Consider the following 26,066-nt stretch of genomic DNA (forward strand, 5'->3'; position numbering starts at 1 on the left):
GCGGCGACCGGCACCCCGGCACGCCCGGTAAATCCGTTGGCTGTCGGCCACAGCGGGCTGCTAGCGTCCCGGGGCGCCCTCGTCGACGGGAAGGGAGGTGAGCACCGTGTCCACGACATCGCTGTGCTCCCGCCCGGTCACGAGGGCGCCGCGGTTCTGAGCCGGGAGCACGTCAACCCGGAAGGACCCCATGACCGACCTGGTCATCCGCCCGCTCACCGCGGGCGAGGAAGCACTGTTCGACTCCCTGCCGCACACCACACTGGTCGGGCGTGCCGCGTTCGGCGAGAACTACACCGACATGGCCGCCGACGGCCAGTACCGTCCCGAGTGGAGCTGGGTCGCCCTGCGCGACGGGGCCGTGGTGGCCCGGGCCGCCTGGTGGGGCGGACCGGACGACGAGTCGCCACTGGCGCTGGACTGGTTCGACTTCACCGACCGCGCGGCGGCGGTCGAGCTGCTGCGGACCGCGCCGCTGCGGGCCGAGTACTCGCTCTCGCTGCCGCCCGGCTGGCGGGACGACCCGGCCGTCCGGGCGCAGGCGCAGGCCCGGCTCGACGCGGCGGTCGCCGCCGGCATGTCCCCGCTGGTCGAGCGGTACCGGTACCGCTGGACACCGGAGTGCGGGCTGCCCGCCCGGCCCGGCCGACTGGAGTTCCGCCCGGAACCCGACGACGACATGATCCTCGACGTGCTGCGCCGGGTGGGCGAGGGAAGCCTGGACGCGCACACCCGGCACACCGCCGCCGAGCAGGGGCCGGACGCGGCGGCGCGGGAGGAACTCGACCTGCTGCGCTGGCTGCCGAGCCCGCGCGACTGGTGGCGGCTGGCCTGGACGCCCGAGGGCGAACTCGTCGGCATCACCGTGCCGGCACGCAACCACAGCGACCCGATCGTCGGCTTCGTCGGCGTGCTGCCCGCACAGCGCGGCCAGGGGTACGCCTACGACCTGCTGGTCGAGACCACCCACCTGCTGGTCGGGACGGGGGCGGACCGGATCGTGGCGGGCACCGACCAGACCAACCATCCGATGGCGGCCGCCTTCGCCCGGGCCGGCTACCCCATCGAGCGGGAACGCATCGACCTGGTGTGAGATCGCGGCTCCCGGCGCCGGTGTCCGGCGCCGGGAGTCACCGGCTCAGTCCGCCAGGCGGATCCGCACCCGGCGGTTGGCCCGGCCCTTGCTCTCCACCTTGACCACCTGCACCTTGCCGATCTGCGCGGTCGAGGCGACGTGCGTGCCGCCGTCGGCCTGCACGTCCAGGCCGACGATGTCGACGATCCGGACCTCCTGCTCGTCCGGCGGGATCAGGTTCGACTGGGTGCGGATGATGTCCGGCAGGGCGAGCGCCTCGGCCCGGGGCAGCACCCGGACGGCCACCGACCGGTCGGCCGCCACCTCGGCGTTGACCAGGTCCTCGATCCGGCTCTTGAAGTCCGGTGGCACCTCGGGCAGGTTGAAGTCCATCCGGGCCTCGCCCGGTTCCATGTTGCCGCCGGTGACCAGCGCGCCGAAGTCGCGGAAGACCACCCCGCAGAGCACGTGCAGCCCCGAGTGGGTACGCATCAGCGAGGTACGACGCTGGTCCTCGACCGCGCCGGTGACCGTGGTCCCGGCCGGCGGCAGCGGGTCACCCTCGGCCGGGATCAGCCAGAGGTCGTCGCCCTTGCGGGTGCCGACGATCCGGGTCTGCACCCCCTGCCAGAGCAGTACGCCGTGGTCCGGCGGCTGGCCGCCGCCGCCCGGGTAGAACGCCGAGCGGTCCAGCACGATGCCCTGCTCCGGGTCGGCGTGCAGCACCGTGCACTGCCACTCGCGCAGGGTCGGGTCGGCGAGGTCCAGCCGGTGCGTACGTCCGTGGTGTGTGACGCCCATGACAGGGCAGGTTACTCGTTGAGGAAGGTGGAGATCCGCGTTCGCAGGTCGGCGCGTTCGGTCCAGAGCACGCCGGGCCGGTCGTACACGTGCAGGGTGGCCGCCGGCAGCGCGGCCGCGAGCTGCTCGGCGACCTCCACCGGGTGCAGGTCGTCGCCGGCGCACCCGATCACCAGGGCCGGCGCGGTCACCGCGGCCAGCGCCCCGGCGTCGCGCAGCGGCACCTGCTCGGGCAGGCTGGCCAGCCCCGGTGCGAGCCCGTCGCGCAGCAGCTGGTCCAGTCGCTGGCGCAGGTACGCCCATCCGGCCGGGGTGTTGCGCACGGCCGGGGGCAGCTCCACCGAGACCACCTCGGCGACCGTCGAGGCGTCGCCGCTCTCCACCGCGTCGAGCAGCGCGGTCAGCCGGGCCTGCGCGACCTCGCCGCGCGGCCGGTCGAGCACCGCCGGCAGGAAGAACACCAGCCGCTCGAAGCGCTCCGGGCTCTCGGCGAGCAGCCGGCAGAGCGCGCCCGCGCCGAGGCTCGCGCCGAACGCCCGGGTGGCCCCGCCGAGGTCGGCGACGGCCCGCAGGTCACGGGCGAGGTCCAGATAGCTCCACGGACCGGGCGGCGCGTCGGAGCGACCGTGCCCGCGGAACTGGAAGAAGAGCTTGCGGCCGGTGACCCCGCTGCCGAACGGCCGGGTGGTGGCGATGCCGTTGCCCAATCCGTGGGCGAACACGGTGACCGGGTCGCCGGCCCCGGTGACCAGCCGTTCCAGCCGTACGCCGTGCGGCGTGGCGACCAGCTCGGTCTCCGGTTCGGGCAGGGCCGGCCGCCCGGTACGCGGGCCACCCGGCCCCGGACCCCAGGTGCGCGGCCCGCCGTCCGGCGGTGGTGGCCAGCGGAAACCTCTCACCAGAACCCTTTGCCGTCGCTCAGGTCGCGCAGCCCGACCCGGACGTCGAGCAGGTAGATCAGCGCGGCCGCGATGCCGATCAGTCCGAAGAGGCTGATCGGGCCGAACCCGAGCAGGGTCAGCACCAGGCAGACCGCCAGGATGGCGATCCAGCCGCCCTTGGGCAGCGTGCCGATGGCGGGGAAGGCGTCGGACCGCTGGGTGATGGCGTGCACCAGCGCGACGCCCTGGATGATCAGCGCGAAGACGAGCAGGATCAGCTCGATCACGTAGCGGACTTCGAAGGCGAAGAGCGGCGCGGCGTTGGCCATGACGGCAAGCTTATGCCGGCGACCCCGGAAACGTCCGACAAGGACGCCTCCGGGGTCGCCGGCTCAGCGGATCACTCGGCGGCCGGGCGGGTCCGCTTGGTGGTCCGGGGCAGCTTCGCCGACGGGGTGGCGGCCGGCTTCACCGCCTTGGCGGTGGTCTTGCGGGCCCGGGTGGTGGCCTTCTTCGCGGCGGCCGGCTTGGCCTCGACGACCTCGGCGACCTCGGCCGGGGTGGGCACCTCGGCGACCGGCTCGACCGGCTCGGCCGGCTTCACGGCGGCGGCCGGCGCGGTGGCCTCGGTCGCCTCGATGTCGGCGTTCACCGTGTCGGCGGCCCCCAGCACGCCGGCGCCGACCACCCGCTCACCGCGGGCGACCAGCGCGCCGTACGCGGCGAGCGCCCGCTCCTGGGCGGTCTGGGCGCCGGCCACCACGACGGCGGCGTTGCGGGTGGCCACCTCGCGCAGCCGGTCGAGGTCGGCGACCTCGCGCAGCTTGTTCAGGTCGGCGACCTCGCGCAGCTTGTTCAGGTCGGCCGCCTCGCGCAGCTTGTTCAGGTCGGCCGGGGCCTTCTCGCGCAGGTTGCCGGCGGTCTGGTTCGCGGTGCGCAGCGTCTCGTTGGCCTTCTGGCGCAGCTCGACGCCGGTGACGACGGCCTTGCCGCCGAGGTCGGCGACGACCTTGGTGCCGAGGTCGCTGACCACGGCGGGGAGCTTGCGCAGCTGCTGGAGGGCCAGCTCGCCGGCGCCGGCGGCGGCGTAGATCGGGGCCGGGATGCGGTTGGTCTTCGGCTGGGTCATGACTTCTCCTCCTCGGCCGCCTCGGCGGCCTTCTTCGCGGGGGTCGGTGCGGGGGTGGCGCCGGCCTCGGTGACGGCGACCGACTCGAGCACGGCCTCGGTCGGCGTGCCCGCTTCGGTGGTGGGACCGGTGACGGTCGGGTTGACCAGGGCGGGCGCCTCCTCGGCGGACCCGGGTGCGGACGGTCGCGGCGCCTCGGTGGGCTCCGCCGCCGGGGGCTGCTGCGCGGTCTCCGCCGCGGCCGTCGCCTCGGCGAGCCGCGCGTTCTCCCGGCGGAACGTCTCGTAGATCTGGCTGAGCGACTGCTTCTGCGCCATGGTCAGGTCGGGGTCGACGGCGATGGCCGCGAGCACCCCCTGACCCTCCTTGTCGTCGAGCAGCCCGGCCCGCAGGTACATCGCCGGGGTGGAGACCCGCAGCGCGCTGGCCAACTGCTGGAGCACCTCGGCGCTGGGCTTGCGCAGGCCGCGCTCGATCTGGCTCAGATACGGGTTGCTGACCCCCGCCTGCTCGGCGAGCTGCCGCAGCGAGATCTTCGCGTTGCGGCGCAGGTCGCGAATGAACCCGCCGACGTCGGGAAGGTCCTTGGGTGTGGCCATACCCCGACGCTAGTCCGCCCTGCTAACTCCTGCAAGCAAAGTGCTAACCAGAGTTAGCAAGGTCTCAGTAGGCGGTTGCGTCCGGGACGCCCCGTGCGTACGGTCCTCCGGTGACCAAGATCGAGGTGAACGGCGCCCAGCTCGCGTACGACGAGGTGGGCAGTGGTACGCCGGTGGTGCTGCTGCACGCCGGGATCGCCGACCGGCGGATGTGGCGCGAGCAGGTCGGCGTGCTGGCCGTACGGCACCGGGTGATCGCGCTCGACCTGCGCGGCTACGGCGAATCCGAGCTGCCGCCCGCCTCGTTCGCCCACCACGACGACGTGGTCGGGCTGCTGGACGCGCTCGGCGTGCCGCAGGCCGCCCTGGTCGGCTGCTCGTTCGGCGGGGCGGTGGCGGTCGACACCGCGCTGGCCCACCCGGAGCGGGTCACGGCGCTCGCCCTGTTCGGCAGCGCGATCTCCGGCCACGAATGGTCCGAGCAGGCCAACGACCTCTGGGACCAGCTGGTGGGCGAGGTCGACCAGGAGGACTTCGCGGCCAGCGCCGCCGCCGAGGTGCGGTTCTGGGTGGTCGGCCCCGGCCGTCGCCCGGAGGAGGTCGACCCGGAGCTGCTCGCCTTCGCCGGGGAGATGGACCAGCGGGCCCTCGCCGCCGAGCAGGCGCTCAGCGCGGTGGACGTGGCCGAGCTGGACCCGCCGGCCATCGGCCGCCTCGGTGAGCTGCGGATGCCCGTCCTGGTCACCGCCGGCGCGGCCGACGTGCCGGACATCAGCCGGCTCGCCGACCGGATCGCCGCCGAGGCGCCCGACGCGGTGCGCCTGCCCGACGTGCCGGACGCCGCCCACCTGCTCCCGCTGGAACGCCCGGAGCCGGTCAACGCCGCCCTGCTCGACTTCCTCCCCTGACCCGCCCGCCCGGTCACCGGACAGGCGGACACGCGCGCCGACCGCTCCGGTGACCAGCGGGCTGGGCGGACAGCACCGATGGCCCCGGCGGGTCACCCCGCCCGCCGACCGCCGGTCACCAGACCGGGCGGACCGCCCCGACCGGGACGCCGCCGCCGAAGAGCGGCAGCTCGGCGTACTCGGTCAGCACCGGCGCGGCCACGCCGAGCCGGCGCAGCGCGGAGACCAGCACCGGCATCCGGGCCCGGCCCGCGCCGTCGTCGATCTTCACGGCGACCGCCCCGACGCCGGGCAGCGCCGCCGCGATCACCCCCTCGGCGCCCACCTTCGCCAGCAGGCCGGGGATCCCGCGCATCAGCCGGGTGTCGTCAGCCTCGGTGCCGCCGACCAGTTCCGGGTGGGCGCGCATCGCGTCGGCCACCGCCCGGGGCACCGAGCCGGGCTCCGCCGAGACCAGCCGCAGGTACGCCCCGGCCAGCCCGGTCAGCGACACGGCGAGCACCGGGGCACCGCAGCCGTCCACCCCGACCGCCGCCGCCCGCTCGCCGGTGAACTCCTCGATGGCGTCCCGCAGCCGCTGCTGCAACGGGTGTTCCGGGCGCCAGTACCCGTCCCGCGCCCAGCCGGCGGCGCCACAGGTCAGCAGCATCCCGCTGTGCTTGCCGGAGCAGTTCATCTGGATCCGGCGGGGCCCACCGCCGGCGCGCAGCACGGCGGCCCGGGCCGCCTCGCCGACCGGCAGGTCCGGCGGGCAGTGCAGCGCCGACTCGTCCAGGCCCGCCCGGGCCAGCAGCGCGCCGACCCGGGCCAGGTGGAACTCCTCACCGGCGTGGCTCGCCGAGACCAGCGCCAGGTCGGCCGGGTCGGTCAGCGGCAGGCCGGCGCGGAGCATCCCCACCGCCTGCATCGGCTTGTTCGCCGAGCGGGGGAAGACCGGCGAGGTCACATCCCCGGCACCGGCCACCGTTGCCCCGGTCGCGTCGAGCACCACCACCGAACCGCGGTGCACGCCCTCCACAAAATCGGACCGGACCACCTCGGCGAGCGGCGCCCCGCCCTCGTACGTCTTTCCCACAGGATGGACGGTACCGACGTTCCGGCGACCGCGGACGGCGGGGTGACCAGGTCGTCCGCCGTTCTGTGTACAGGAGCGCCGGCGAGCCCGCCGCTTACCGCCCGGCGGCCGGCACGCCGAGCAGTTCGCGGGCCTGCGCGGTGGTCAGCGGCGGGCGCTGGGCGAGCTGGGCGAAGCCGACGGCCCGGGCGACGAGCTGCATGTTGGACTCCACCGGGCTGCCCTTGGCGTACGTGACGGTGTCCTCCATGCCGACCCGCAGATGCCCACCGGTGGACAGCGAGGCCAGCATCACCGGGATGGTGCTGCGGCCGATGCCGGTGGCCGAGAAGGTGGTGCCCTCGGGCAGGTCGCGCAGCGCCTGGCGGCAGGCGACCAGCGCCTCGGTGGTGCCCGGCATGCCGCCCGGCACCCCCATCACGAAGTCGACGTGCACGTGCCCGCCGGCCGGCAGGCCGTACTTGCCGAGCAGGCGTTGCAGGGCGGTCAGGTGGCCGAGGTCGAAGATCTCGTACTCGGGCACGACGCCCCGCTCCTGCATCCGGGTGTGCAGGTCGACGATGAACTCCCAGCGGTTGAGGAAGACGTCGTCGCCGAAGTTGACGGTGCCCATGGTGCAGGAGGCCATGTCGGGGCCGGCGTCGAGGACGGCGAGCCGGTCGGCCTCCGGGTCGGTCACCGCGCCGCCCGAGGAGAGCTGCACCACCAGGTCGGTGCTCTCCCGCAGCGCCGCCACCGTCTCCCGCAGCCGGCCCTGGTCCAGGGTGGGCTTCGCCTCGTCGTCGCGGATGTGGACGTGGATCACGGCGGCGCCGAGCGCCTCGCACTCCTTGGCGGTCAGCAGCAACTCGTCGAGGGTCACCGGCAGCGCCGGCACCTCCGCCTTCGCCGACTCCGCACCGGTGGGGGCAACCGTGATCAACGTCCCTGTCGTCATGCCGGGATCCTAGACCCCGGCTCCGAGCCCGGTCGACCGGAACCTTTCCGGCACTGACGTCGCCAACGAGAGATCTTTTCGCCGTCAGCCGCTCTGGGCCGGATCGATCGCGGCGGCCGTCTCCCCGATCAGCAGCCGGGCGTCGTCCGGGACGTTCCGCTTGAGCACCGCCAGGGCGACCTGGCCCAGCTCGTGATGGTGCACGGCGGTGCCGACGAAGCCCACCGTCCGGCCGTCCAGGCTCACCGGCGTACCGGCGGCCGGTGGCTGGTCGGTGGTCACCCCGTCCAGGTGCAGCAGGACGAGCCGGCGCGGCGGTCGGCCCAGGTTGTGCACCCGGGCCACCGTCTCCTGGCCCCGGTAGCAGCCCTTCTCCAGGTGTACGGCCGGGCCGATCAGGTCCACCTCGGCCGGGATGGTCCGGTGGTCGGTGTCCACCCCGACCCGGGCCCGCCGGGCGGCCACCCGGATCGCCTCGTACGCCCAGAGGCCGACCGGCGGCACCCCGGCGCCGCGCAGTTCCGCGACCACCTGTTCCATGCCGGCCCGGGGGACCAGCAGGTCCACCCCGAGCGGGCCGCGCCGGGCCCACCCGCCGGCCGGCAGCGGCCGGACGTCGTACAGCGCGGTGGGGCGGGGCGGCAGGGTGCCGGAGCGGAACTTCGGACCCGGCACCGCTACCACGTCGGGCTCGGTCAGCCCGGTCACGCCGAGCGTGGCCAGGGCGGCGGGCGCCTCCGGCCCGACCAGCGAGAGCAGCGCGTGGTCGACGGTCGCGTCGCGCGGCTCGACCCGGCTGAAGAACCGCATCTTCTCCAGGTACGACAGCAGCCCCTCGGTGGCCCCTGGCTCGGTGTCCAGCCAGGTGGTCTCGCCGTCCTCGGTGACCATGGCGTGCTGCTCGACGTGCCCGTGCGGGGAGAGGACCAGCAACTCGGTGCCCTGGTAGGGGGTCAACTGCGCCAGGTGCTGGCTGGTGAGCGTGTGCAGCCAGCCGATCCGTTCCTCGCCCGGCACCGCGACGATCCCCCGGTGCGAGCGGTCGACCAGGCCGACCGCGGTGTCCAGCGTCCGCTGCTCCCGCATCGGGTCGCCGTAGTGCGCGGCCACCCCCCGGACGCCCGCCGCGGCGTGCGCCGGCTCGGGCTGGTCCCGGCTGGCCTCGTCGATGCTCTCGACGGCTACCGCTCCCGCGATGTCGATCATTCCTGGTCCCCGTTCTGACAGCGGCCGCAGACGCCGAAGAGTGACACGTGCCCGATGTCCACGCCGAACCCACGCTGGCTCGCCAACTGGTCGGCCAGCGGGCGGAGCAGCTCGGGGTCGATCTCGTCGATCGCGCCACACTCCCGGCAGACCAGGTGGACGTGCTGGTCCTCGCCGGCCGCGTGGTAGGTCGGCGAGCCGTGCGAGAGGTGGGTGTGGGTCACCAGGCCGAGCCGTTCCAACAGCTCCAGCGTGCGGTAGATGGTGGTGATGTTGACCCCGGCCGCCACCTCCCGGACCGCGTTGTGCACCTGCTCCGGGGTGGCGTGCCCCAGGTCGAGCACCGCCTGGAGGACCAGCTGCCGCTGCGCCGTCAGCCGCAGGCCACGGGCCCGGAGCAGTTCCGCGAGGGAGGATTCGGACACCGTTCGATCATAGTTCGGTAATCGCGCCGACCCCCGGCCCGGCGGGCAGGCGGTTACGCTCGGCGGTCATGGCGTCGAGGATCGCGGTGCTCGGGCGGGGACTCGTGCCGGCCGGGGAGCCGGTGCTGCGCGGTGACGACCTGGGTGTGCTGCGCGGCGACGGGCTCTTCGAGACGATGCACCTGCGGGGCGGCCGGCCCTGGCTGCGCGACGAGCACCTGGCCCGGATGGCCCGCGCCGCGGCGGCCGTGGAGCTGACGCTGCCGCCCGCCGAGGCGCTGGTCGAGCTGCTGGACACCATCTGCGCCGACTGGCCCGCCGAGGTGGAGGGCGCGCTGCGGCTGGTCTGCACCCGGGGCCCGGAGGACGGCGGGCCGCCGACCGTCTACGCCACGCTGGCCGAGGTGCCGGCCGCGGCCAAGGCCGCCCGCCGGGACGGGATCAGCGTGGCGACGCTGCCGCTCGGCGTGCCGGCGGTGGCCCGGACCGGCCTGGACTGGCTGCCCGCCGGGATCAAGTCGACGTCGTACGCGGTGAGCACCGCGGCCCGCCGCTGGGCGCGGCGGGCCGGCGTGGACGACGTGCTCTGGGTCTCCAGCGACGGGTACGCCTTGGAGGGGCCCACCGCCAACGTGGTCTGGCTGGCCGGCGACACGCTCTGCACGGTGCCCGCCGCCGACACCGGCATCCTGCCCGGCACCACCGCCGCCTGGCTGCTCGCGCACGCCCACCAGCTGGGTCTGGCGGCTGCCGAGCGCCTGGCCACCCCGGCCGAGCTGGCCGCCGCCGACGGCGTCTGGTTCACCTCGTCGGTGCGCGGCCTCACCCGCCTGCGCACCCTCGACGACACCGACCTCCCCGACTCCCCCCTGACCCCCCACCTCCACACCCTCCTCTCCTTCCCCCTCCCCTGACGGAACGGGGGAAGGAAGGCCCGTCGATCATGAAGTTGTTACCGCGACACGCCGAGGCGGGCGACAACAACTTCATGATCACCGGGGGGTGCCCCGGGGGTCAGCCGGCTACGCGGGTGAGGCGGGCGGAGAGGTGGGGCGAGAGGCCGTGGCCGACGGCGGCCATCTCCTGGGCGTAGAGCAGGGCGCCCTCGACGATGCCGAAGAGCCGGTGGCCGGCGGTGACCTCCTTGGCGGTGGCCGTACGCACCACCGCGTCGGTGACGAACTCGACCTGGGTGCCGGTGCGCCGGCCCAGGTGGAGCTCCATCACGCCGGTCGGCGTGGTCATCAACGCCTCCAGCTCGTCGGTGGCCCGGTCGTCCTTGAGGACCGGGCGCCACCAGCCGACTTCACGACCGGCCGGGCGGACCGGCCTGCTCTGCTCGTCGAGGATCCACGCCCGGGACTCGTAGAACAGGAACGGCCGGCCGTCGTGGCTGATCCGGATCTCCTGCGCGAAGTCGAAGTCCTCGATGGTGGGGAAGCCGCCCCGACCCCGGCCGCGCCACACGCCGATGTACGGCAGCAGACCGTCCAGCGTGGGATGCAGCTTCGGACCGACCCGCAGGTCGTGGCTCTCCTCGTACGGGTACGGGTCGACCGGCGGCGCGTTCAGCCACGGCGGCGGCTGCAGCGGGTTCTCGTCGCTCACCGGTTCACTCGCCCCTCTCCGTCGGTGACCGCGCCGGCTGGCACGCGCTCCCCTGTCGCCTTCGTTCGCGACTGCGGGGCTCGCAAACCCGGCTCGCTCCTCGCGCTCACCGTGCCACCCTCGTTCGCGACTGCGGGGCTCGCAAACCCGGCTCGCTCCTCGCGCTCACCGTGCCACCCTCGTTCGCGACTGCGGGGCTCGCAAACCCGGCTCGCTCCTCGCGCTCACCAACGTCCTCTCGATATGCGTACCGCAACGTAGACCAGGCCACCGGCGAGCGCGCCCAGGCCGGCGACCAGCAGGCTCACGAACCCGATCTCGGTGACCATCCCGGCCATCCTATGCTGGCGCCATGGCCCGCACTCTCGTCGTCAAGGCCACCGCCGGCGCGGACGCGCCGGAACGGTGCGCCCAGGCCTTCACGGTCGCCGCCACCGCGGCCGCCGCCGGGGTGGACGTGTCGCTCTGGCTCACCGGCGAGTCGACCTGGTTCGCGCTGCCCGGGCGGGCGCAGGAGTTCGAGCTGCCGCACTCGGCGCCGCTGGCCGAGCTGCTGCACGTGATCCTCACCACCGGCACGGTCACCGCGTGCACCCAGTGCGCCGCCCGCCGGGACATCGGCCCCGGCGACGTGCTGCCGGGCGTCCGGATCGCGGGCGCGGCGGTCTTCGTCGAGGAGGCGATGGCCGAGAGGGCGCAGGCGCTGGTCTACTGACCCGCAGGCCCGACGCGATACCGGCCCGACAAGTCGGACCAATGCCTACGATTCGGTTGTGGGCGAGGCGATCGAGCGATTCTTCGAGGCACTGCCGGCACGCGCCCCGGAGATCCTCCGTGGCCTGGTCAGCGGCACTCTCCAGATCGAACTCGTCGACGGCGACCGGACCAAGCACTGGCTGGTGCGGATGCGGCCGGGCGCGATCGAGGTGAGCCGGCAGCGGGGCCCGGCCGACGCCATCTGGTACAGCAGCGAGGACCTCTTCGAGCGGCTGGTCACCGGCCGCGCCCAGGGGGTCGCCGCGGTGCTGCGCAACGAGAGCACGTTCAGCGGCAACGTGGTGCTCTTCCTGGTCTTCCGGCGGTTCTTCCCCACCCCGCCCGGCACCCGCGATCCTCGGGACGTCGCCCGTGAGCAGGCCGGACGGCGCAAGTGAGGTCGCTGGTCAGCATCCTGGACGGCAACACGTTCCTGGTCAGCGACCACCGGGGCGACATCGAGCCCTCCCTCGACTACCCCACCGGCCTCTTCTCCTTCGACACCCGGTTCCTCTCCACCTGGCGGCTCACCCTGAACGGCGAACGGCTGCACGCGCTCTCCGTCGACGACGCCGAGTCCTACCGCACCCGCTTCTTCCTGGTGCCCGGCGAACCGACGCACTACCTCGACGCCAAGGTCTCGCTGATCCGCAGCCGGGCGATCGGCACCAGCCTCGAGGAGGAGCTGACCGTGATCAACCACGCCGGACGGGAGATGGAGTTCGCCGTCCGGTTGGACATGGGGGCGGACTTCGCGGACCTGTTCGAGATCAAGAACGTGCGGCAGAAGCACGGGCGCATCACCGCCTCGGTCAGCGAGAACGAGCTGCGGTTGAGCTACCGCCGGGAAGCCTTCCACCGGGAGACGGTGATCACCACCAGCGCGCCCGGACAGCTCGACGTGTCGGGCATGACCTTCCGGATCCGGGTCGGGCCGCACGCCGAATGGACCACCCGGCTGTACGTGAACACGATCGTGTACGGGGCACGCGGCGAGGACATCCGGTCCAACCTGCCGCTGTACCGTGGCAGCCGCGGCGTGGCCGCGATCGAGACCGAGCAGAACGAACTGATCAACCAGGCCCCCAAGCTCGGCTGCGACTGCGAGCCGCTGGCCGGCGCGTACCGCCGCAGCCTGAACGACGTCGCGGCGCTGCGCTACGAGTCGATCGCACTCGGCGTCCGGCTGCTGGCGGCCGGGCTGCCCTGGTTCATGACGCTGTTCGGTCGGGACAGCATCATCACCTCGCTCCAGTTGCTGCCGTACCTGCCGGAGCTGATCCCGCCGACCGCCCTGATCCTGGCCGGCCTGCAGGGCTACCGGTTGGACGACTTCCGCGACGAGGAACCGGGCAAGATCCTGCACGAGCTGCGCTACGGCGAGATGGCCGGCTTCGAGGAGCAGCCGCACTCGCCGTACTACGGCAGCGCCGACTCGACGCCGCTCTTCGTGATCCTGCTCGACGAGTACGAGCGGTGGACCGGCGACGTGCGGCTGGTGAAGCAACTGGAGCCGGCGGCCCGCGCCGCGCTGGAGTGGATCGACACGTACGGGGACCTGCTCGGTACCGGCTACATCTGGTACCAGACCCGCAACCCGGAGACCGGGCTGCAGAACCAGTGCTGGAAGGACTCCTGGGACGCCATCTCCTACGCCGACGGCCGGCTGCCGGGCTTCCCCCGGGCCACCTGCGAACTACAGGGGTACGCGTACGACGCGAAGATGCGCGGCGCCCGGCTGGCCCGCGCCGTCTGGGGCGACCCGGTGTACGCCGACCGGCTGGAACGCGAGGCGGCCGCGCTGAAGCAGCGGTTCAACCGGGACTTCTGGATCCCGGAGAAGGAGTACTACGCGCTCGCCCTGGACGCCGACGGCCGGCACGTCGACGCGCTCAGCTCCAACATCGGGCACCTGCTGTGGAGCGGCATCGTCGACGAGTCGCGGGCCGGCCGGATCGCCCAACACCTGCTCGGGCCGCGGCTCTTCTCCGGCTGGGGCGTCCGTACCCTCGCCGACGACCAGGGCCTCTACAACCCGATCGGCTACCACGTCGGCACCGTGTGGCCGTTCGACAACTCGCTCATCGCCTGGGGGCTGTGGCGGTACGGGTTCCGGGACGAGGCCGGGCGGATCTGCGAGTCCATGCTGGCCGCCTCCCGGTACTTCGGCGGGCGGCTGCCGGAAGCCTTCGCCGGCTACGAGCGCGAACTCACCCAGTACCCGGTGGAGTACCCGACCGCGTGCAGCCCGCAGGCCTGGTCGACCGGCACCCCGCTGCTGCTGCTCCGGGTCATGCTGGGCCTGGAGCCGCAGGGTGAGCACCTGATCATCGACCCGGCCCTGCCGGAGGGGATGGGTCGGGTCGAGCTGCTCGACATCCCCGGCCGCTGGGGGCGGGTGGACGCGCTCGGCCGCAGCCGCATCCCACACGACGGCGCGCACGACCGCTGACCGGGCCGACCCCGCGGACGTCGGGTCGCGGCCAGGCGACCGCCAGGCCGGTCAGCCGCCGGTCAGCCGCCGCACCGGCCGGGCAGCCGCTCAGGCCAGGCCGCCGCCGCACCGGCCGGGCAGCCGTCGTCAGGCCGGGCAGCCGGTGCTGGCGGTGAGCACGGGCGGGTCACCGGTCAGGTCGGCGACCACGGTGGCGGCGCCCGCGCGGTAGGCGTACGCCTGCGGGGTGTCCAGCAGCGGGGCCCCACCGGCGAGCGGGCGCAGCGCGGCCGCCGGGGACTGCGCGGCCGGTCCGGCGACGGCACGGACGCTGTGGGCGGTGGCGGCGCCGCCGGGGCACGGCGCGGTGACCCGCTCGACCGCCGGAGCAGCCGGGCCACCGAGGGCCTGCATTGCACCGGCCAGGTCCTCGCCCTCGGTCCCGGGGGCACCGGGCTGCAGCTCGCGGTAGCCGGCGCCGTACGGTCGGCAGCCGGTGTCGGCCGTCAGCCGTACCCGGCCGTTCTCCTCGGCGGTGCCCTCGACGGCCACGAACTCGCCCGCGTCGGCGCGCAGCAGCGGGCCGTCCGCACTGGCCCGGACACCGGCCCGCCAGCCGCCGGGGAGCCGGTCGGCGACGCGCTCCAACAGCTCCCGTTCCGCGCCCTCGGCCACGAAGACGTCCACGTGCCGGAGCAGCCGGGCGCCGTCGGTGAAGGGGGTGACCCGGCAGCCCCGATCGACCTGCGGAGGGAACATCACAGCGGTCGGGCCGGCGGCCGCGACCAGTTCGCCCACGGCGCGGTCGACCACCGGGCCGGCCTGGTCCAGGGAGCGCTGCTCGCGGACGGTCGGCGGGTCGTCGCGTACCGACACCCAGGTGAGCGCCGCCAGCAGCACCGCCCAGGCCACCACCACGACGAGCAACCAGCGTCGCCGCCGGGGGGCGGCCGGCTGGTCCGGACCGGTCGGTGGGGCGTACCCCGGCTGGACGACACCGCTCACTCGTTCATGGTGTCACGCGCGGGGGGCGGGCCGGCCGCCGCGTCGCCGCTTCCCGACGTGCCCGCCCGGAGACGGCTCGTGGCCCGCCTCCTCGGGTGAGGACGACGGGCCACAGGGCCGATCAGAGCGTGGGTCAGGCCAGGGCCACCGTCACGGCGACCTCGTTGATCCCCCGGTCGGCGGTCACCGTGGTGTCGCCGTTACCGAACCGGGACAGCGCCCGCAGGGTCCAGTCGCCCGGGGCGGCGAAGAACCGGAACTGTCCGGCGGCGGAGGTCACCACCTCGGCGGTGAACTCGCCGGTCGAGTCGAGCAGCCGGACGTACGCGCCCGGCACGACCTCACCGGACTCGGCCGTGACCAGGCCGGTGATGACGGTCTCCTTCTCCAGGTCGAGGCTGGCGGGCAGCGGGGCGGCCTGGTCCGGGGCGGCGCAGCCGGCAGCGGTCGGTGCGGTCATCTCAGGCCTCCCCCGGCTCGTCGCCCAGCGCCACCGGCACGCCGACCAGCGAGCCGTATTCGGTCCAGGACCCGTCGTAGTTCTTCACGTTCCGGTGGCCGAGCAGCTCCTGGAGAACGAACCAGGTGTGCGAGGAGCGCTCGCCGATCCGGCAGTAGGCGATGGTCTCCTTGCCGTCGTCCAGCCCGGCGTCGGCGTAGATCCTGCGCAGCTCGTCGTCGGACTTGAAGGTGCCGTCCTCGTTGGCCGCCTTGGACCACGGCACGCTGATCGCGGTCGGCACGTGCCCGGCCCGCTGCGCCTGCTCCTGCGGCAGGTGGGCGGGGGCGAGCAGCCGGCCGGCGTACTCGTCGGGGCTGCGCACGTCGACCAGGTTCCTGGTGCCGATCGCGGCCACCACCTCGTCGCGGAAGGCCCGGATCGAGGTGTCCGGCTCCTGCGCGACGTACTGCGTCGCCGGGCGGGTGACCGGGTCCTTGACCAGCGGACGGGCGTCCAGCTCCCACTTCTTGCGGCCGCCGTCGAGCAGCTTGACGTCGCGGTGACCGTAGAGCTTGAAGTACCAGTACGCGTACGCGGCGAACCAGTTGTTGTTGCCGCCGTAGAGGATGACGGTGTCGTCGTTGCTGATGCCGCGCTCGGAGAGCAGCGCCTCGAACTGGCTCTTGTTGACGAAGTCCCGGCGCACCGGGTCCTGCAGGTCGGTCTTCCAGTCGAGCTTGACGGCGCCGGCGAGGTGGCCGGTGTCGTAGGCCGAGGTGTCCTCGTCGACCTCGACGAAGACGACGCCCGGGGCGTCGAGGTTCTTCTCGGCCCACTCGGCCGAGACGAGTGCGGTGTCGCGACTCATCAGATCACTCCCTGGTGAGGATGGATGGTGAGCCAGCGCGCGGAGATCGATAATTGTCAGTGTCGCACCACGCGCGGGACCCATGGACAGAACGGATCACGGGTTCGTGCGACGGCGCCGCTGCCGGGCGATGGTGGGATCACCGGAGGGTACGCGGACCCTGCGTGCCGATGGCCGCTAGGCGGCCGAGGACAGCCCCGCCGTCAGATGACGGGGCGACACAGGCAGGTGGCCACGCGGCACAGGTCGACCGCGCGCCGTTTGGTGAGGAGCGTCCCCATGGCCAGGGAGCCTACCAGCCGGACCGGTCGGCGCCACCGGGCCGACCAGCATCCGGGACGCGCCGCGACCACCGGCGCCGCCGGACCGGCCGACCGTCCCGATAACTGATCGGCTGCTCAGCCGGCCGAGTTGATCGGCACGTCGCGCGCGTCCGCGGTCACCGCCAGCCCCTCGGGCAGCGGCCGGACCTCGCGCACCGTGAGCTGGAACGGCAGGTCGGGCAGGGGCACGTCGACCGAGATGCCCTTGGCGTAGTTGCTCAGCAGGGTGCGGGCCAGCGGCACGTTCGGCAGCCCTTCGGCGTCCAGGTCGTTGAAGCGCAGCGACACCTGGCCCTCCTTGCCGACGGTGATGTCGGCGGTGCCGGTGACGGTCAGCCGCTGGCCGAGGATGTCCACCGGTGCGGTGACGGCGAGCCGGCCGTTCTGCTCGGCCAGCCGCAGCCCCGGCCGGTCGAGCAGCTTGGCCAGGCTGTCGTAGCTGATGGTGCCGGTGCCGTTGACCGTCTCGGCCACCACCTCGCCCTGCCCGGAACGGATGGTGTCCAGCGAGGCGCGCACGTCACGGGCGTCCACGTCGAGCCGCGGCACGCTGACCGCGTCCCCCTGCACCGAGCCCTGCACGTTGCGCAGCACGATGGAGATGCGCTCGTAGCGGCCGTCGAGCACCTGGGTGAGGAAGGGGAAGCCGCCCACCTCGACCTCGGGCGGGGCGGACTGCGCGTCCTGCTTGGCGACCTCCTGCCGCACCTGGTCGGCGATGGCGCGCTCGGCCACCCCGGCCGCCACCCGGTCGGCGACGACCAGCAGCCCGGCCAGGACCAGCAGCAGGACCACGAGGGTGATCAGCACCTTGCGGCCCCGACGCCGGGGCCGCTCCTCGTACGGGTAGTCCTGCGCCACGCCGCCTCCTGTCTCCGTGCCCCGGCCCGCGCCGTGGCGGTCCGTTCGTACCCGAAAGGGGAAAAACTCAATCTCCGGTCACAACACCAGCTTGCACATCGCGTACGCGGCGGGCGCGGCGAGCGCGAAGCCGCCGAGCGGGCCCTGCATGTGCCGGGCGATCCACATCGTCGGCGGCTCGCCGGCCATCAACCGCCCCGCCTCCGCGTAACCCACCGCGAGGTCGGCCAGCACCGCGGCGACCGCCGCGACCAGCCCGATGATCGCGGCCCGGGTCGGCGTGAACGGGGTGACCAGGTAACTGCCGAGGAGAGCGCTGACCAGCGTGCCGACCATCGCGCCGGCGACCACGCCGGCGGCGCCGCGGGGCACCTGGGGCGCCAGCCGCGGCCACGGCGCCACGGCGTCGGTCAGCCGGGCGACGGTGAGCGCCACCCCGCTGGCGGTCAGGCAGACGGTGATCGCCTGGGTGCCGGCGGGGATCCGGCTGAGCACTATCAGGGTGCCGAAGGCGACCACGCCGACCACGATCAGCAGCGTGCCGCCGAGCGAGTCGGTCACCCGTACCCGGTCGACCCGCCGGACCAGTTGACCGAGCACGCCGAGCACGAAGCCGCCCACCGCGACGAAGCCCAGCGGCGCCAGCCCGGCGACGTCCGTCTGCACGGCCGCCGCGTCCGCGGCGATCGCGGTCGCCACGCTGACCCCGGCGACCAGCAGCACCGCGGGCGGCCGCATGGCCATCGTCCAGGACAGCACGAAGAGCATCTGGACGCCCAGGATGATGAACGCGAACGGCAGCCGGTGCCCCGGGCCGGAGGTCTGCGCGCCGAGCACCAGACCGACGCCGAGCAGCGCGGCGAACCCGGCGACGGCGACCGCGAGCGACCGGCGTACCTCGACCGGCGGCACGGCCTCCTCGTCCGGGTCGGCGGCCTCGTCGTCGGGGCGGCGGGCCGGCTCACCGCCGCGGCGGGCCCGACGCGGCCCGCTGCGCTCGCGGCGGTCGTCCTGGTCGACTGCCGGCCCACCGCGGGGAGCCGGCGGCTGGCCCCGGGACGGGCCGGCCGGCTGCGGGCGGGTGCCGTCGGGCCACGGGTCGCGGCCGGTCTCGGGCGAGCTGGAGGGAAACACGCCCCGATCGTGCCAGACCCGCCGGCACCCGCGGGGATCACGGTTTCCGCGACGTTAAAACCTGAGGCGCGATCAGGGGCAAGCCGGGCAAACGGGAAAGCGCGCGGAGGCGCAGCCGAGGCGATCGGTTACGCTCAAGCCGATACCCGCCCGTCAGCGACGCCGGGACCCACGCCTAGTTCTCAGCGCCACGTCCACGCGGAGTGCCGCTGGTCACGCGCGGCGAAAGCCGCCGGGACGGAGGTGATCGTGGAGATCCTGCTGCTGGTGACCGCGCGAGCGAGCGAACCGTCCGCCGTCCTGCCGGCGCTCGACCTGCTGCCCCACTCGGTCCGCACCGCGCCGCGCGACGTCCGCACCCTGGTCGCCGGCCCCAGCCCCGACGCGGTGCTGGTGGACGCCCGGTCCGAGCTGAGCGAGGCCCGGGCCACCTGCCGGATGCTGCACGCCACCGGGCTCGGGGTGCCGCTGGTCGCCGTGGTCACCGAGGCCGGGCTGATCGCGCTCAACGCCGACTGGGGAGTGGACGACGTCATCCTCGCCTCGGCCGGGCCCGCCGAGGTGGAGGCCCGGCTGCGGCTGGCGGTCGGCCGGCTGAGCAACGCGATCTCCGGGGCCGGCGGCTCGATCCGGGCCGGCGAGCTGACCATCGACCCGGACACCTACGCCGCGAAGCTCAAGGGGCGCCCGCTCGACCTCACCTACAAGGAGTTCGAGCTGCTGAAGTTCCTGGCCCAGCACCCGGGCCGGGTGTTCACCCGGGACCAGTTGCTGCGCGAGGTCTGGGGCTACGACTACTTCGGCGGCACCCGCACCGTCGACGTGCACGTCCGGCGGCTGCGAGCCAAGCTCGGCTCCGAGTACGAGTCGATGATCGGCACGGTCCGCCAGGTCGGCTACAAGTTCGTCGTACCGCCCACGCGGTCGCTGCCGGACGCGGAGCCCGCGCCGCTGCCGGTCTGAGCCTCTCCCGGGGACAGTGTTTCCGTTACGCCCTTTTTGAGCATCCCGTCGCACTTATCCTGACTGCCGGGTTTACCGGTGATGAGGGGGCGACGGTGCGCGCAGGGACCACGGGGACAGGTCGACCGGGGCGGGGGCACTGATGCCGGAGCCGTCCGCCCTGCGCGCCGCCGGCATCGTCACGCTGGTGGTGACCGCCCTGCTCGGCACCGCGTACGCCCTGGGCCGCAGCCTGGTGCCGGACCGGCCCGACCCGCGCGCCTCCGGCGTGGTCACCAGCGGCACCGGCCCGGACTACGGCGAGCAGCCGTCGCCCGGCACCGATCAGCCCGACGGACCGGACATTACCGACCAGGACCGGACCAGCCGCTCCCCGGAGCCGACCGAGAGCGACGGCCCGTTCGGCACCCGCACCACCACCGGAACCTCCCGGGTCACCCTGACCTTCGACGACGGCCCGGATCCGCGATACACCCCGCAGGTGCTCGACGCGCTGCGCGAGTACGGCGTGCGGGCCACGTTCTGCGTCGTCGGCGAGAACGCGCAGGCCCATCCGGAGCTGATCCGGGCGATCCTGGCCGAGGGCCACACGCTCTGCAACCACAGCTGGGACCACGACGTCGCCCTCGGCTCCCGGTCCCCCGAGCGCATCCGGGCCGACCTGCTGCGCACCAGCGACGCCATCCGGGCGGCGGCGCCGGACGCGCCGATCGCCTACTACCGGCAACCGGGCGGCGCCTGGACCTGGCCGGTGGTGTCGACCGCCCGCAAGCTCGGCATGACGCCGCTGCACTGGACCGTGGATCCGTCGGACTGGCAGGCGCCGGGCGCCGGGCCGATCGCCGCGACCGTGGTCGGCCAGGTCGGGCCGGGCTCGGTGGTGCTGCTGCACGACGCCGGCGGCGACCGGCAGGGGACGGTGGACGCGCTGTACCGGATCCTGCCGGAGCTGACCGGCCGGTTCCAGCTGGAGGCGCTGCCCGCCGAACCGACGTGACCGGGCCCTCCGCTGTGGACGGCGCGACCGGACCGCCGGCGACGGGGGCTACGGTGACGTGATGAGCAGCGCCGAACCGACGACCGACCAGGTGACCCGGACCGACCGACTCTCCCCCGAGGAGATCGCCGACGTGCTCGCGCTGGCCCGCCTGGCCGGGGACACCGACGGCGCGAACCCGCTCGACGAGCACGTGCTGCTCCGGCTCCGCGACCCGCAGGCCCCGGCCGTGCACCTGACCGCGCGCGGCGGCGACGGGCGGCTCATCGGCTACGCCCACCTGGACACCACCGACGCCGCGACCGGCATCGGGGTGGAACTGGTGGTGCACCCGGCGCACCGGCGGCGGGGCTCCGGGCGGGCGCTGGCCCGGGGCGTGCTGGCGGCGGCCACCGGCCCGCTGCGCGCCTGGGCCCACGGCGACCACCCGTCGGCCGCCGCGCTCGCCGTCGACCTCGGCTTCCACCGGGCCCGGGTGCTCTGGCAGTTGCGCCGGCCACTGACCACCACGCTCGACGAGCCACGGCTGCCGGACGGGGTGACGCTGCGCGCGTTCCGGCCGGGCGTGGACGACGCGGCCTGGCTCGACCTGAACGCCCGGGCCTTCGCCGAGCACCCCGAGCAGGGCCGCTGGACCCCTGACGACCTGCGGGTACGGCTCGCCGAGCCGTGGTTCGACCCGGCCGGCTTCCTGCTCGCCGAGGAGTCGGCGACCGGCCGGCTGGTCGGCTTCCACTGGACCAAGGTGCACGAGCGCCCCGGCTCGGCCCGGATCGGCGAGGTCTACGTGCTCGGGGTGGACCCCGCCGCGCACCGCGGCGGGCTCGGCCGGGCGCTGACCTGGGCCGGGCTGGCGTACCTGCGCGACCGGCGCGGGCTGGACCGGGTGATGCTCTACGTGGACGATTCCAACACCGCCGCTGTCGCGCTCTACCGGCGGCTCGGCTTCGCGCACTGGTCGGCGCACGTCAACTACCACCTGGGCTGAGCATCGGGCCGGACCCGGCCCCGCCGTTCGGCACCCGCACCCGCCGACCACCGCCCGCGGGCGCGGCCCCCCGCGCCCGCACTCGACGCCCGGCGCCCGGCGCCCGGCGCCCCGGGGTCGCCTGCCTCCGGCGGCGTCCGTCGTCCGGCGTTCGGCGACGTCCGGCGTCCGGCGGCGTCCGGCGCCCGACACCGGCCGGCGTCCGGAAAATACTCATTCTTCCGACAGAGGCACCTGGGTTCACGTAACGGACAACTCGCCCTCAGCGCGCGGTCACCTGGCGGGCCGGACGAGTTCACCTGGCGTTCATTTCCGACCGGCAAACCGGCTACCTGGCGCTCCTAGCTTGAGTGACAGCCGGCCAGCGCCGGTTCCCGGGCCCCCAATCCGGGCGCCAAGTCAGACGTGAAGGGAAACCCCTCAGGTGAAGCTCCAGCGGCACGGCACTCTCGCCTGCCTCGCTCTTACCGCGACGCTCGCCCTCAGTGCATGCGGCTCGGACAACAACGAGCCCGCGAGCGGCGCCACCGCCTCCGGGTCGGCCGCCGCGGCCGACTGCGCCACCGGCACGCTGAACGCCCAGGGCTCGTCGGCGCAGAAGAACGCCATGGCCGAGTGGATCAAGGCGTACCAGCAGAAGTGCCACGGCACCACGATCAACTACGAGCCCTCCGGCTCGGGCGCCGGCATCCAGGCGTTCATCGCCGGCACCGCCGACTTCGCCGGCTCGGACTCCGCTCTGAAGGAGGAGGAGCAGCCGCAGGCGAACGCCAAGTGCGTCGGTGGCCAGGCGATCAACCTCCCGATGGTGATCGGCCCGGTCGCGGTCGCCTACAACCTCAACGGGGTGCAGAACCTGCAGCTCAAGCCCGCCACGCTGGCCAAGATCTTCGCCGGCAAGATCACCAAGTGGGACGACGCCGCGATCAAGGCCGACAACCCGGGGGCGAGTCTGCCGGCCACCACCATCCAGACCGTGCACCGGTCGGACTCGTCGGGCACCACCGACAACTTCACCGACTTCCTCGCCAAGACCGCCGAGGCCGACTGGACGTTCGGCAAGGCCAAGGAGTGGAAGGCGCCGGGCGGCACCGGCGCCAAGGGCTCGGACGGTGTGGCCAGCCGGGTCAAGGGTGCCGACGGCACCATCGGCTACATGGAGTGGTCGTTCGCCGAGAACGCCGGGCTGGGCATCGCCAAGATCGGCAACGGCGCGGGTGAGTTCGCCGAACTGACCGCCGAGTCGGCCGGCAAGACCATCGCCGGCGCCGAGGTGGTCGGCCAGGGCGACGACCTGAAGATGAAGATCGACTACAACACCAAGGAGGCCGGGGCCTACCCGATCGTCCTGGTGACCTACGAGATCGTCTGCTCCAAGGGCCTGGCCGCCGACAAGCTTCCGCTGGTCAAGGGCTTCCTGGGCTACGCGGCCAGCACCGAGGGCCAGGCCGAGCTGACCGAGCTGGGCTACGCCCCGCTGCCGGAGACCGTCCGCACCAAGGTCGAGACCGCGGTCAAGAACATCTCCTGAGCTGACCGACCGACACCACCGCAACCGAAGCGAGCGAGCAGATGGGTGAATCCCCTCACCGCTCGGCCAACGCCGGCACCGGCGGGACCAACGTGACCGAGAGTCGCGAGTGGCCCGCCGGTGCCTCGGCGCGTGTGGCCGAGGCACCAGTCAGCACCCGTATCCCGGACGGATCCGGGCTGGGCGGCGGCGGCGCGTTGCCCCGGGCCCGGGCCTTCGGCGCCGAGCGGGCCTTCCGCGGCCTCACCCTGGCCGCCGGCACGGCCGTCCTGGTCGTCATCGCGGCGATCGCCGTCTTCCTGGTCGCCAAGGCGCTGCCGGCGCTGCGTGCCAACACCGAGAACTTCTGGACCTTCGAGGGCTGGTTCCCGAACGACCCCGAGCCGAAGTTCGGCATCGGCGCGCTCGCCTTCGGCACCGTGCTCAGCTCGGTGATCGCGCTGCTGCTCGCCGTCCCGGTGGCGCTGGGCATCGCGCTCTACCTCTCCCACTACGCGCCCCGCCGGCTGGGTACCACGCTCGGCTTCCTGATCGACCTGCTCGCCGCGGTGCCCAGCGTGGTCTTCGGGCTCTGGGGCCGCGACTACTTCTCCGGCCCGGTCGCCGACCTCTCCGGCTGGCTCAACCGGTACTTCGGCTGGATCCCGCTCTTCGGCGGCGACGGCCCGTTCGGCGCCTCGATCCTGCTCGGCGCCCTGGTCCTGGCGATCATGGTGCTGCCGATCATCACCTCGCTCTCCCGCGAGGTGTTCCTGCAGACCCCGACCGCCAACGAGGAGGCCGCGCTCGCCCTGGGCGCGACCCGCTGGGAGATGATCCGCACGGCAGTGCTGCCGTACGGGCGGCCGGGCATCATCGCCGCGGTGATGCTCGGGCTGGGCCGGGCGCTCGGCGAGACCATCGCCCTGGCGCTGACCCTCGGCATCACCTTCGGCATCTCGATCAACCTGATCGAGAACGGCGGCAACACCATCGCCGCCAACATCGCCAACGCGTTCGGCGAGGCCAACGACACCGGTCGGGGCGCCCTGATCGCCTCCGGGCTGGTCCTCTTCGCCATCACGCTGATCGTCAACATCACCGCGCGGGCGATCATCCACCGCCGCCGCGAGTTCACGGAGTCGGCCGCATGAGAAGCGAGCGAATCATCGGGCTCGGCCCGAAGGTGCCTCAGACCGGCACGGAGCGAAGCGGAGTGCCGGCATGAGCGCCACCGTCACCACCCACCGTCAGCAGCCCCCGGCCCAGCCGGTCACCCTGCGGGCGAAGCGCCTGCCGCGGTACGTACCGCCGGCCCTGGCCCTGGCCGCGTTGCTGGTCGCCGCCGCGATCGTGTACGGCGCCGGCATCGGCGGCCCGGTCCTGGTCGTGGTGATCGGGGCGCTGCTCTACCTCGGCGGGCTCTTCGCCGCCGCGAACGCGGTGGAGGGCCGCCGGTCGGCCCGCGACCGCACCTGGAGCGCACTGATCCACTCCGCGTTCGTGCTGGCCGTCCTGCCGCTGGCCTCGGTGGTCTGGACGCTGCTCAGCAAGGGCGCCGAGCGGCTGGACGGCAACTTCTTCCTCACCTCGATGAACAACATCGGGGCGCGGGACCCGGAAGGCGGCGCGTACCACGCGATCGTCGGCACGTTGCAGCAGGTCGGCATCGCCACCCTGATCACCGTCCCGCTCGGCATCCTCTGCGCCATCTACGTGGTCGAGTACGGCCGGGGCAAGCTCGCCTTCGCGATCCGCTTCTTCGTCGACGTGATGACCGGTATCCCGTCCATCGTCGCCGGCCTGTTCGTGCTGGCGTTCTGGGTGCTGATCGTCTCGCCGGTGTTCAACGACGGGCGGCCCGGCTTCTCCGGCTTCGCCGCCGCGCTCGCGCTGAGCGTGCTGATGCTGCCCACCGTGGTCCGCTCCACCGAGGAGATGCTGCGCCTCGTCCCGGCGCCGCTGCGCGAGGGGGCGTACGCCCTCGGCGTGCCGAAGTGGAAGACCATCCTGCGGGTCGTGCTGCCGACCGCGCTGCCCGGCATCGTCACCGGCGTGATGCTCGCCATCGCCCGCGCGGCCGGCGAGACCGCGCCGGTGCTGCTGGTCGCCGGCGGCGGCGCGGCGATCAACTTCAACCCGTTCGAGAACAACCAGTCGTCGCTGGCCCTCTTCGTCTACCAGCAGGCGGGTGACGCGTCCCGGTACGCGCCGGCCCGGGCGTGGACCGCGGCACTCACCCTGGTCGCCCTCGTGCTGATCCTGACGATCGCGGCGAAGCTGCTGGCCCGTCGCAACCGGCTCGGCCGATGAACCCCGGAGGTACCACCACCATGGCCAAGCGCATCGAAGCCTCGAACGTCACCGCCTACTACGGCGGCTTCAAGGCGATCGAGAACATCTCGCTGACCGTCGAGCCGAAGACGGTCACCGCCCTGATTGGCCCGTCCGGCTGCGGCAAGTCCACCTTCCTGCGGTCGATCAACCGGATGCACGAGGTGCTCCCCGGCGCCCGGGTCGAGGGCAGCCTGACCATCGACGACCAGGACATCTACCAGCGGGACGTGGACGTCACCGCGGTCCGCCGCATGATCGGCATGGTCTTCCAGCGCCCGAACCCGTTCCCCACCATGAGCATCTTCGACAACGTGGTGGCCGGGCTGCGGCTCAACGGAGTCCGGAAGAAGTCGATCCTGGAGGAGGCGGCCGAGCGGGCGCTCCGCTCGGCGAACCTCTGGGACGAGGTGAAGGACCGGCTCGGCAAGCCCGGCGCCGGCCTCTCCGGCGGTCAGCAGCAGCGGCTCTGCATCGCCCGGACCATCGCGGTCGAGCCGCAGGTGGTGCTGATGGACGAGCCCTGCTCGGCGCTCGACCCGATCTCCACGCTGGCGATCGAGGACCTGATGTTCCAGCTCAAGGACAAGTTCACCATCATCATCGTCACGCACAACATGCAGCAGGCCGCCCGGGTCTCGGACCGGACCGCCTTCTTCTCGATCGAGAAGACCGGCGACCCCGGCCGCCTCATCGAGTACGACAACACCCAGAAGATCTTCAGCAACCCGAGCGTCAAGAAGACCGAGGACTACATCACCGGCCGCTTCGGCTGAGCCCTCGGCCGCCGCCGGCACCACCGCGGCC

Annotated in this window: 30 protein-coding genes; 13 read left to right on the forward strand and 17 right to left on the reverse strand. The window is 73.4% G+C overall.

The window, feature by feature from the left end; translation table 11 throughout:
• The first annotated feature begins 190 nt into the window (after positions 1-190).
• The gene (locus GA0070609_RS26065) at positions 191-1,093 is read left to right on the forward strand and encodes a GNAT family N-acetyltransferase (RefSeq protein WP_088996230.1); all 903 of its coding nucleotides are present in this window, start codon (positions 191-193) and stop codon (positions 1,091-1,093) included.
• Between the two features lie 45 nt (positions 1,094-1,138).
• Here GA0070609_RS26065 and GA0070609_RS26070 read toward each other — a convergent pair whose 3' ends face one another.
• From GA0070609_RS26070 to GA0070609_RS26090, 5 genes are all read right to left on the reverse strand, one after another.
• Positions 1,139-1,876 carry an alanyl-tRNA editing protein gene (locus GA0070609_RS26070; RefSeq protein ID WP_088996231.1) on the reverse strand — a complete coding sequence of 246 codons (738 nt, stop codon included), beginning with the start codon at positions 1,874-1,876 and terminating at the stop codon, positions 1,139-1,141.
• Between the two features lie 11 nt (positions 1,877-1,887).
• On the reverse strand, positions 1,888-2,775 hold the full coding sequence (locus tag GA0070609_RS26075) for an alpha/beta fold hydrolase (protein ID WP_088996232.1): 888 nt from the start codon (positions 2,773-2,775) through the stop codon (positions 1,888-1,890).
• Entirely contained in the window at positions 2,772-3,086 is a 315-nt protein-coding gene (locus tag GA0070609_RS26080; protein WP_088996233.1) for a DUF2516 family protein, read from the reverse strand. Before GA0070609_RS26080 ends, GA0070609_RS26075 begins: the two co-directional genes overlap by 4 nt.
• 71 nt (positions 3,087-3,157) lie before the next feature.
• A complete protein-coding gene (locus GA0070609_RS26085) occupies positions 3,158-3,886 on the reverse strand; it encodes a hypothetical protein (RefSeq protein ID WP_088996234.1) in 729 nt (242 codons plus the stop codon).
• Positions 3,883-4,485 carry a helix-turn-helix domain-containing protein gene (locus GA0070609_RS26090; RefSeq protein WP_088996235.1) on the reverse strand — a complete coding sequence of 201 codons (603 nt, stop codon included), beginning with the start codon at positions 4,483-4,485 and terminating at the stop codon, positions 3,883-3,885. Before GA0070609_RS26090 ends, GA0070609_RS26085 begins: the two co-directional genes overlap by 4 nt.
• A gap of 110 nt (positions 4,486-4,595) precedes the next feature.
• Between GA0070609_RS26090 and GA0070609_RS26095 the strand changes: the two genes are divergently transcribed.
• Positions 4,596-5,393 carry an alpha/beta fold hydrolase gene (locus GA0070609_RS26095; RefSeq protein WP_088996236.1) on the forward strand — a complete coding sequence of 266 codons (798 nt, stop codon included), beginning with the start codon at positions 4,596-4,598 and terminating at the stop codon, positions 5,391-5,393.
• 115 nt (positions 5,394-5,508) lie between these two features.
• Here the strand turns inward: GA0070609_RS26095 and GA0070609_RS26100 are convergent, their stop codons facing one another.
• From GA0070609_RS26100 to GA0070609_RS26115, 4 genes are all read right to left on the reverse strand, one after another.
• Positions 5,509-6,468, reverse strand: a complete 960-nt coding sequence (locus GA0070609_RS26100) for an asparaginase (protein ID WP_088996237.1) — start codon at positions 6,466-6,468, stop codon at positions 5,509-5,511.
• A 94-nt stretch (positions 6,469-6,562) separates the two neighbouring features.
• Positions 6,563-7,405 carry a BKACE family enzyme gene (locus GA0070609_RS26105; RefSeq protein WP_088996238.1) on the reverse strand — a complete coding sequence of 281 codons (843 nt, stop codon included), beginning with the start codon at positions 7,403-7,405 and terminating at the stop codon, positions 6,563-6,565.
• Positions 7,406-7,489: 84 nt separating this feature from the next.
• Complete coding sequence (ygfZ, locus tag GA0070609_RS26110) at positions 7,490-8,611, reverse strand: CAF17-like 4Fe-4S cluster assembly/insertion protein YgfZ (protein WP_088996239.1); 1,122 nt, start codon at positions 8,609-8,611, stop codon at positions 7,490-7,492.
• Positions 8,608-9,036, reverse strand: a complete 429-nt coding sequence (locus GA0070609_RS26115; protein ID WP_088996240.1) for a Fur family transcriptional regulator — start codon at positions 9,034-9,036, stop codon at positions 8,608-8,610. The genes ygfZ and GA0070609_RS26115 overlap by 4 nt, the downstream gene beginning before the upstream one ends.
• Before the next feature lie 68 nt (positions 9,037-9,104).
• Here GA0070609_RS26115 and GA0070609_RS26120 point away from each other — a divergent pair, with 68 nt between their 5' ends.
• Positions 9,105-9,950 (forward strand): aminotransferase class IV, encoded by an 846-nt coding sequence (locus GA0070609_RS26120; RefSeq protein ID WP_088996241.1) that lies wholly within the window; start codon positions 9,105-9,107, stop codon positions 9,948-9,950.
• A 100-nt stretch (positions 9,951-10,050) separates the two neighbouring features.
• On the opposite strand, the gene GA0070609_RS26125 is transcribed toward GA0070609_RS26120, so the two are convergent.
• Positions 10,051-10,644: an FABP family protein gene (locus tag GA0070609_RS26125; RefSeq protein WP_088996242.1), complete on the reverse strand. Its 594-nt coding sequence runs from the start codon at positions 10,642-10,644 to the stop codon at positions 10,051-10,053.
• A 224-nt stretch (positions 10,645-10,868) separates the two neighbouring features.
• On the reverse strand, positions 10,869-10,973 hold the full coding sequence (mtfM, locus tag GA0070609_RS34955) for a small membrane protein MtfM (RefSeq protein ID WP_043966460.1): 105 nt from the start codon (positions 10,971-10,973) through the stop codon (positions 10,869-10,871).
• A 23-nt stretch (positions 10,974-10,996) separates the two neighbouring features.
• Between mtfM and GA0070609_RS26130 the strand changes: the two genes are divergently transcribed.
• Genes GA0070609_RS26130 through GA0070609_RS26140 form a run of 3 tightly spaced genes read left to right on the forward strand, consistent with a single transcriptional unit; the run spans position 10,997 to position 13,852 of the window.
• The gene (locus GA0070609_RS26130) at positions 10,997-11,359 is read left to right on the forward strand and encodes a DsrE family protein (protein ID WP_088996243.1); all 363 of its coding nucleotides are present in this window, start codon (positions 10,997-10,999) and stop codon (positions 11,357-11,359) included.
• A gap of 58 nt (positions 11,360-11,417) precedes the next feature.
• Positions 11,418-11,798: an SCP2 sterol-binding domain-containing protein gene (locus tag GA0070609_RS26135; RefSeq protein WP_088996244.1), complete on the forward strand. Its 381-nt coding sequence runs from the start codon at positions 11,418-11,420 to the stop codon at positions 11,796-11,798.
• Positions 11,795-13,852: an amylo-alpha-1,6-glucosidase gene (locus tag GA0070609_RS26140; protein WP_088996245.1), complete on the forward strand. Its 2,058-nt coding sequence runs from the start codon at positions 11,795-11,797 to the stop codon at positions 13,850-13,852. The genes GA0070609_RS26135 and GA0070609_RS26140 overlap by 4 nt, the downstream gene beginning before the upstream one ends.
• A 129-nt stretch (positions 13,853-13,981) precedes the next feature.
• On the opposite strand, the gene GA0070609_RS26145 is transcribed toward GA0070609_RS26140, so the two are convergent.
• The 6 genes from GA0070609_RS26145 to GA0070609_RS26165 all read right to left on the reverse strand — a co-directional run bounded on the left by GA0070609_RS26145 (position 13,982) and on the right by GA0070609_RS26165 (position 18,467).
• Positions 13,982-14,839, reverse strand: a complete 858-nt coding sequence (locus tag GA0070609_RS26145) for a hypothetical protein (RefSeq protein WP_088996246.1) — start codon at positions 14,837-14,839, stop codon at positions 13,982-13,984.
• A 133-nt stretch (positions 14,840-14,972) separates the two neighbouring features.
• A complete protein-coding gene (locus GA0070609_RS26150) occupies positions 14,973-15,299 on the reverse strand; it encodes a DUF1416 domain-containing protein (protein ID WP_088996247.1) in 327 nt (108 codons plus the stop codon).
• A gap of 1 nt (position 15,300) precedes the next feature.
• A complete protein-coding gene (locus GA0070609_RS26155; protein WP_088996248.1) occupies positions 15,301-16,149 on the reverse strand; it encodes a sulfurtransferase in 849 nt (282 codons plus the stop codon).
• 203 nt (positions 16,150-16,352) lie between these two features.
• Entirely contained in the window at positions 16,353-16,430 is a 78-nt protein-coding gene (locus GA0070609_RS35070) for an Ms5788A family Cys-rich leader peptide (RefSeq protein WP_311202345.1), read from the reverse strand.
• 117 nt (positions 16,431-16,547) lie between these two features.
• Positions 16,548-17,333: an LmeA family phospholipid-binding protein gene (locus tag GA0070609_RS26160; protein WP_088996249.1), complete on the reverse strand. Its 786-nt coding sequence runs from the start codon at positions 17,331-17,333 to the stop codon at positions 16,548-16,550.
• A gap of 78 nt (positions 17,334-17,411) precedes the next feature.
• On the reverse strand, positions 17,412-18,467 hold the full coding sequence (locus GA0070609_RS26165; protein ID WP_088996250.1) for a hypothetical protein: 1,056 nt from the start codon (positions 18,465-18,467) through the stop codon (positions 17,412-17,414).
• 243 nt (positions 18,468-18,710) lie between these two features.
• On the opposite strand from GA0070609_RS26165, the gene GA0070609_RS26170 reads away from it, so the two are divergent.
• From GA0070609_RS26170 to pstB, 7 genes are all read left to right on the forward strand, one after another.
• Complete coding sequence (locus GA0070609_RS26170) at positions 18,711-19,430, forward strand: winged helix-turn-helix transcriptional regulator (protein ID WP_197700189.1); 720 nt, start codon at positions 18,711-18,713, stop codon at positions 19,428-19,430.
• 142 nt (positions 19,431-19,572) lie between these two features.
• Positions 19,573-20,427, forward strand: a complete 855-nt coding sequence (locus tag GA0070609_RS26175) for a polysaccharide deacetylase family protein (RefSeq protein WP_088996251.1) — start codon at positions 19,573-19,575, stop codon at positions 20,425-20,427.
• A 61-nt stretch (positions 20,428-20,488) separates the two neighbouring features.
• Positions 20,489-21,415 (forward strand): mycothiol synthase, encoded by a 927-nt coding sequence (gene mshD, locus GA0070609_RS26180; RefSeq protein WP_088996252.1) that lies wholly within the window; start codon positions 20,489-20,491, stop codon positions 21,413-21,415.
• Between the two features lie 424 nt (positions 21,416-21,839).
• Entirely contained in the window at positions 21,840-22,946 is a 1,107-nt protein-coding gene (gene pstS / locus GA0070609_RS26185) for a phosphate ABC transporter substrate-binding protein PstS (RefSeq protein ID WP_088996253.1), read from the forward strand.
• 41 nt (positions 22,947-22,987) lie between these two features.
• Entirely contained in the window at positions 22,988-24,079 is a 1,092-nt protein-coding gene (gene pstC, locus GA0070609_RS26190) for a phosphate ABC transporter permease subunit PstC (RefSeq protein WP_088996254.1), read from the forward strand.
• Between the two features lie 70 nt (positions 24,080-24,149).
• The gene (pstA, locus tag GA0070609_RS26195; RefSeq protein ID WP_088996255.1) at positions 24,150-25,238 is read left to right on the forward strand and encodes a phosphate ABC transporter permease PstA; all 1,089 of its coding nucleotides are present in this window, start codon (positions 24,150-24,152) and stop codon (positions 25,236-25,238) included.
• 20 nt (positions 25,239-25,258) lie between these two features.
• Positions 25,259-26,035 carry a phosphate ABC transporter ATP-binding protein PstB gene (gene pstB / locus GA0070609_RS26200; protein WP_088996256.1) on the forward strand — a complete coding sequence of 259 codons (777 nt, stop codon included), beginning with the start codon at positions 25,259-25,261 and terminating at the stop codon, positions 26,033-26,035.
• Positions 26,036-26,066: the final 31 nt, after the last annotated feature.

Origin of the sequence: Micromonospora echinaurantiaca, from assembly GCF_900090235.1 — a bacterium.
In the GTDB taxonomy this organism is placed as follows: Bacteria; Actinomycetota; Actinomycetes; order Mycobacteriales; family Micromonosporaceae; genus Micromonospora; species Micromonospora echinaurantiaca.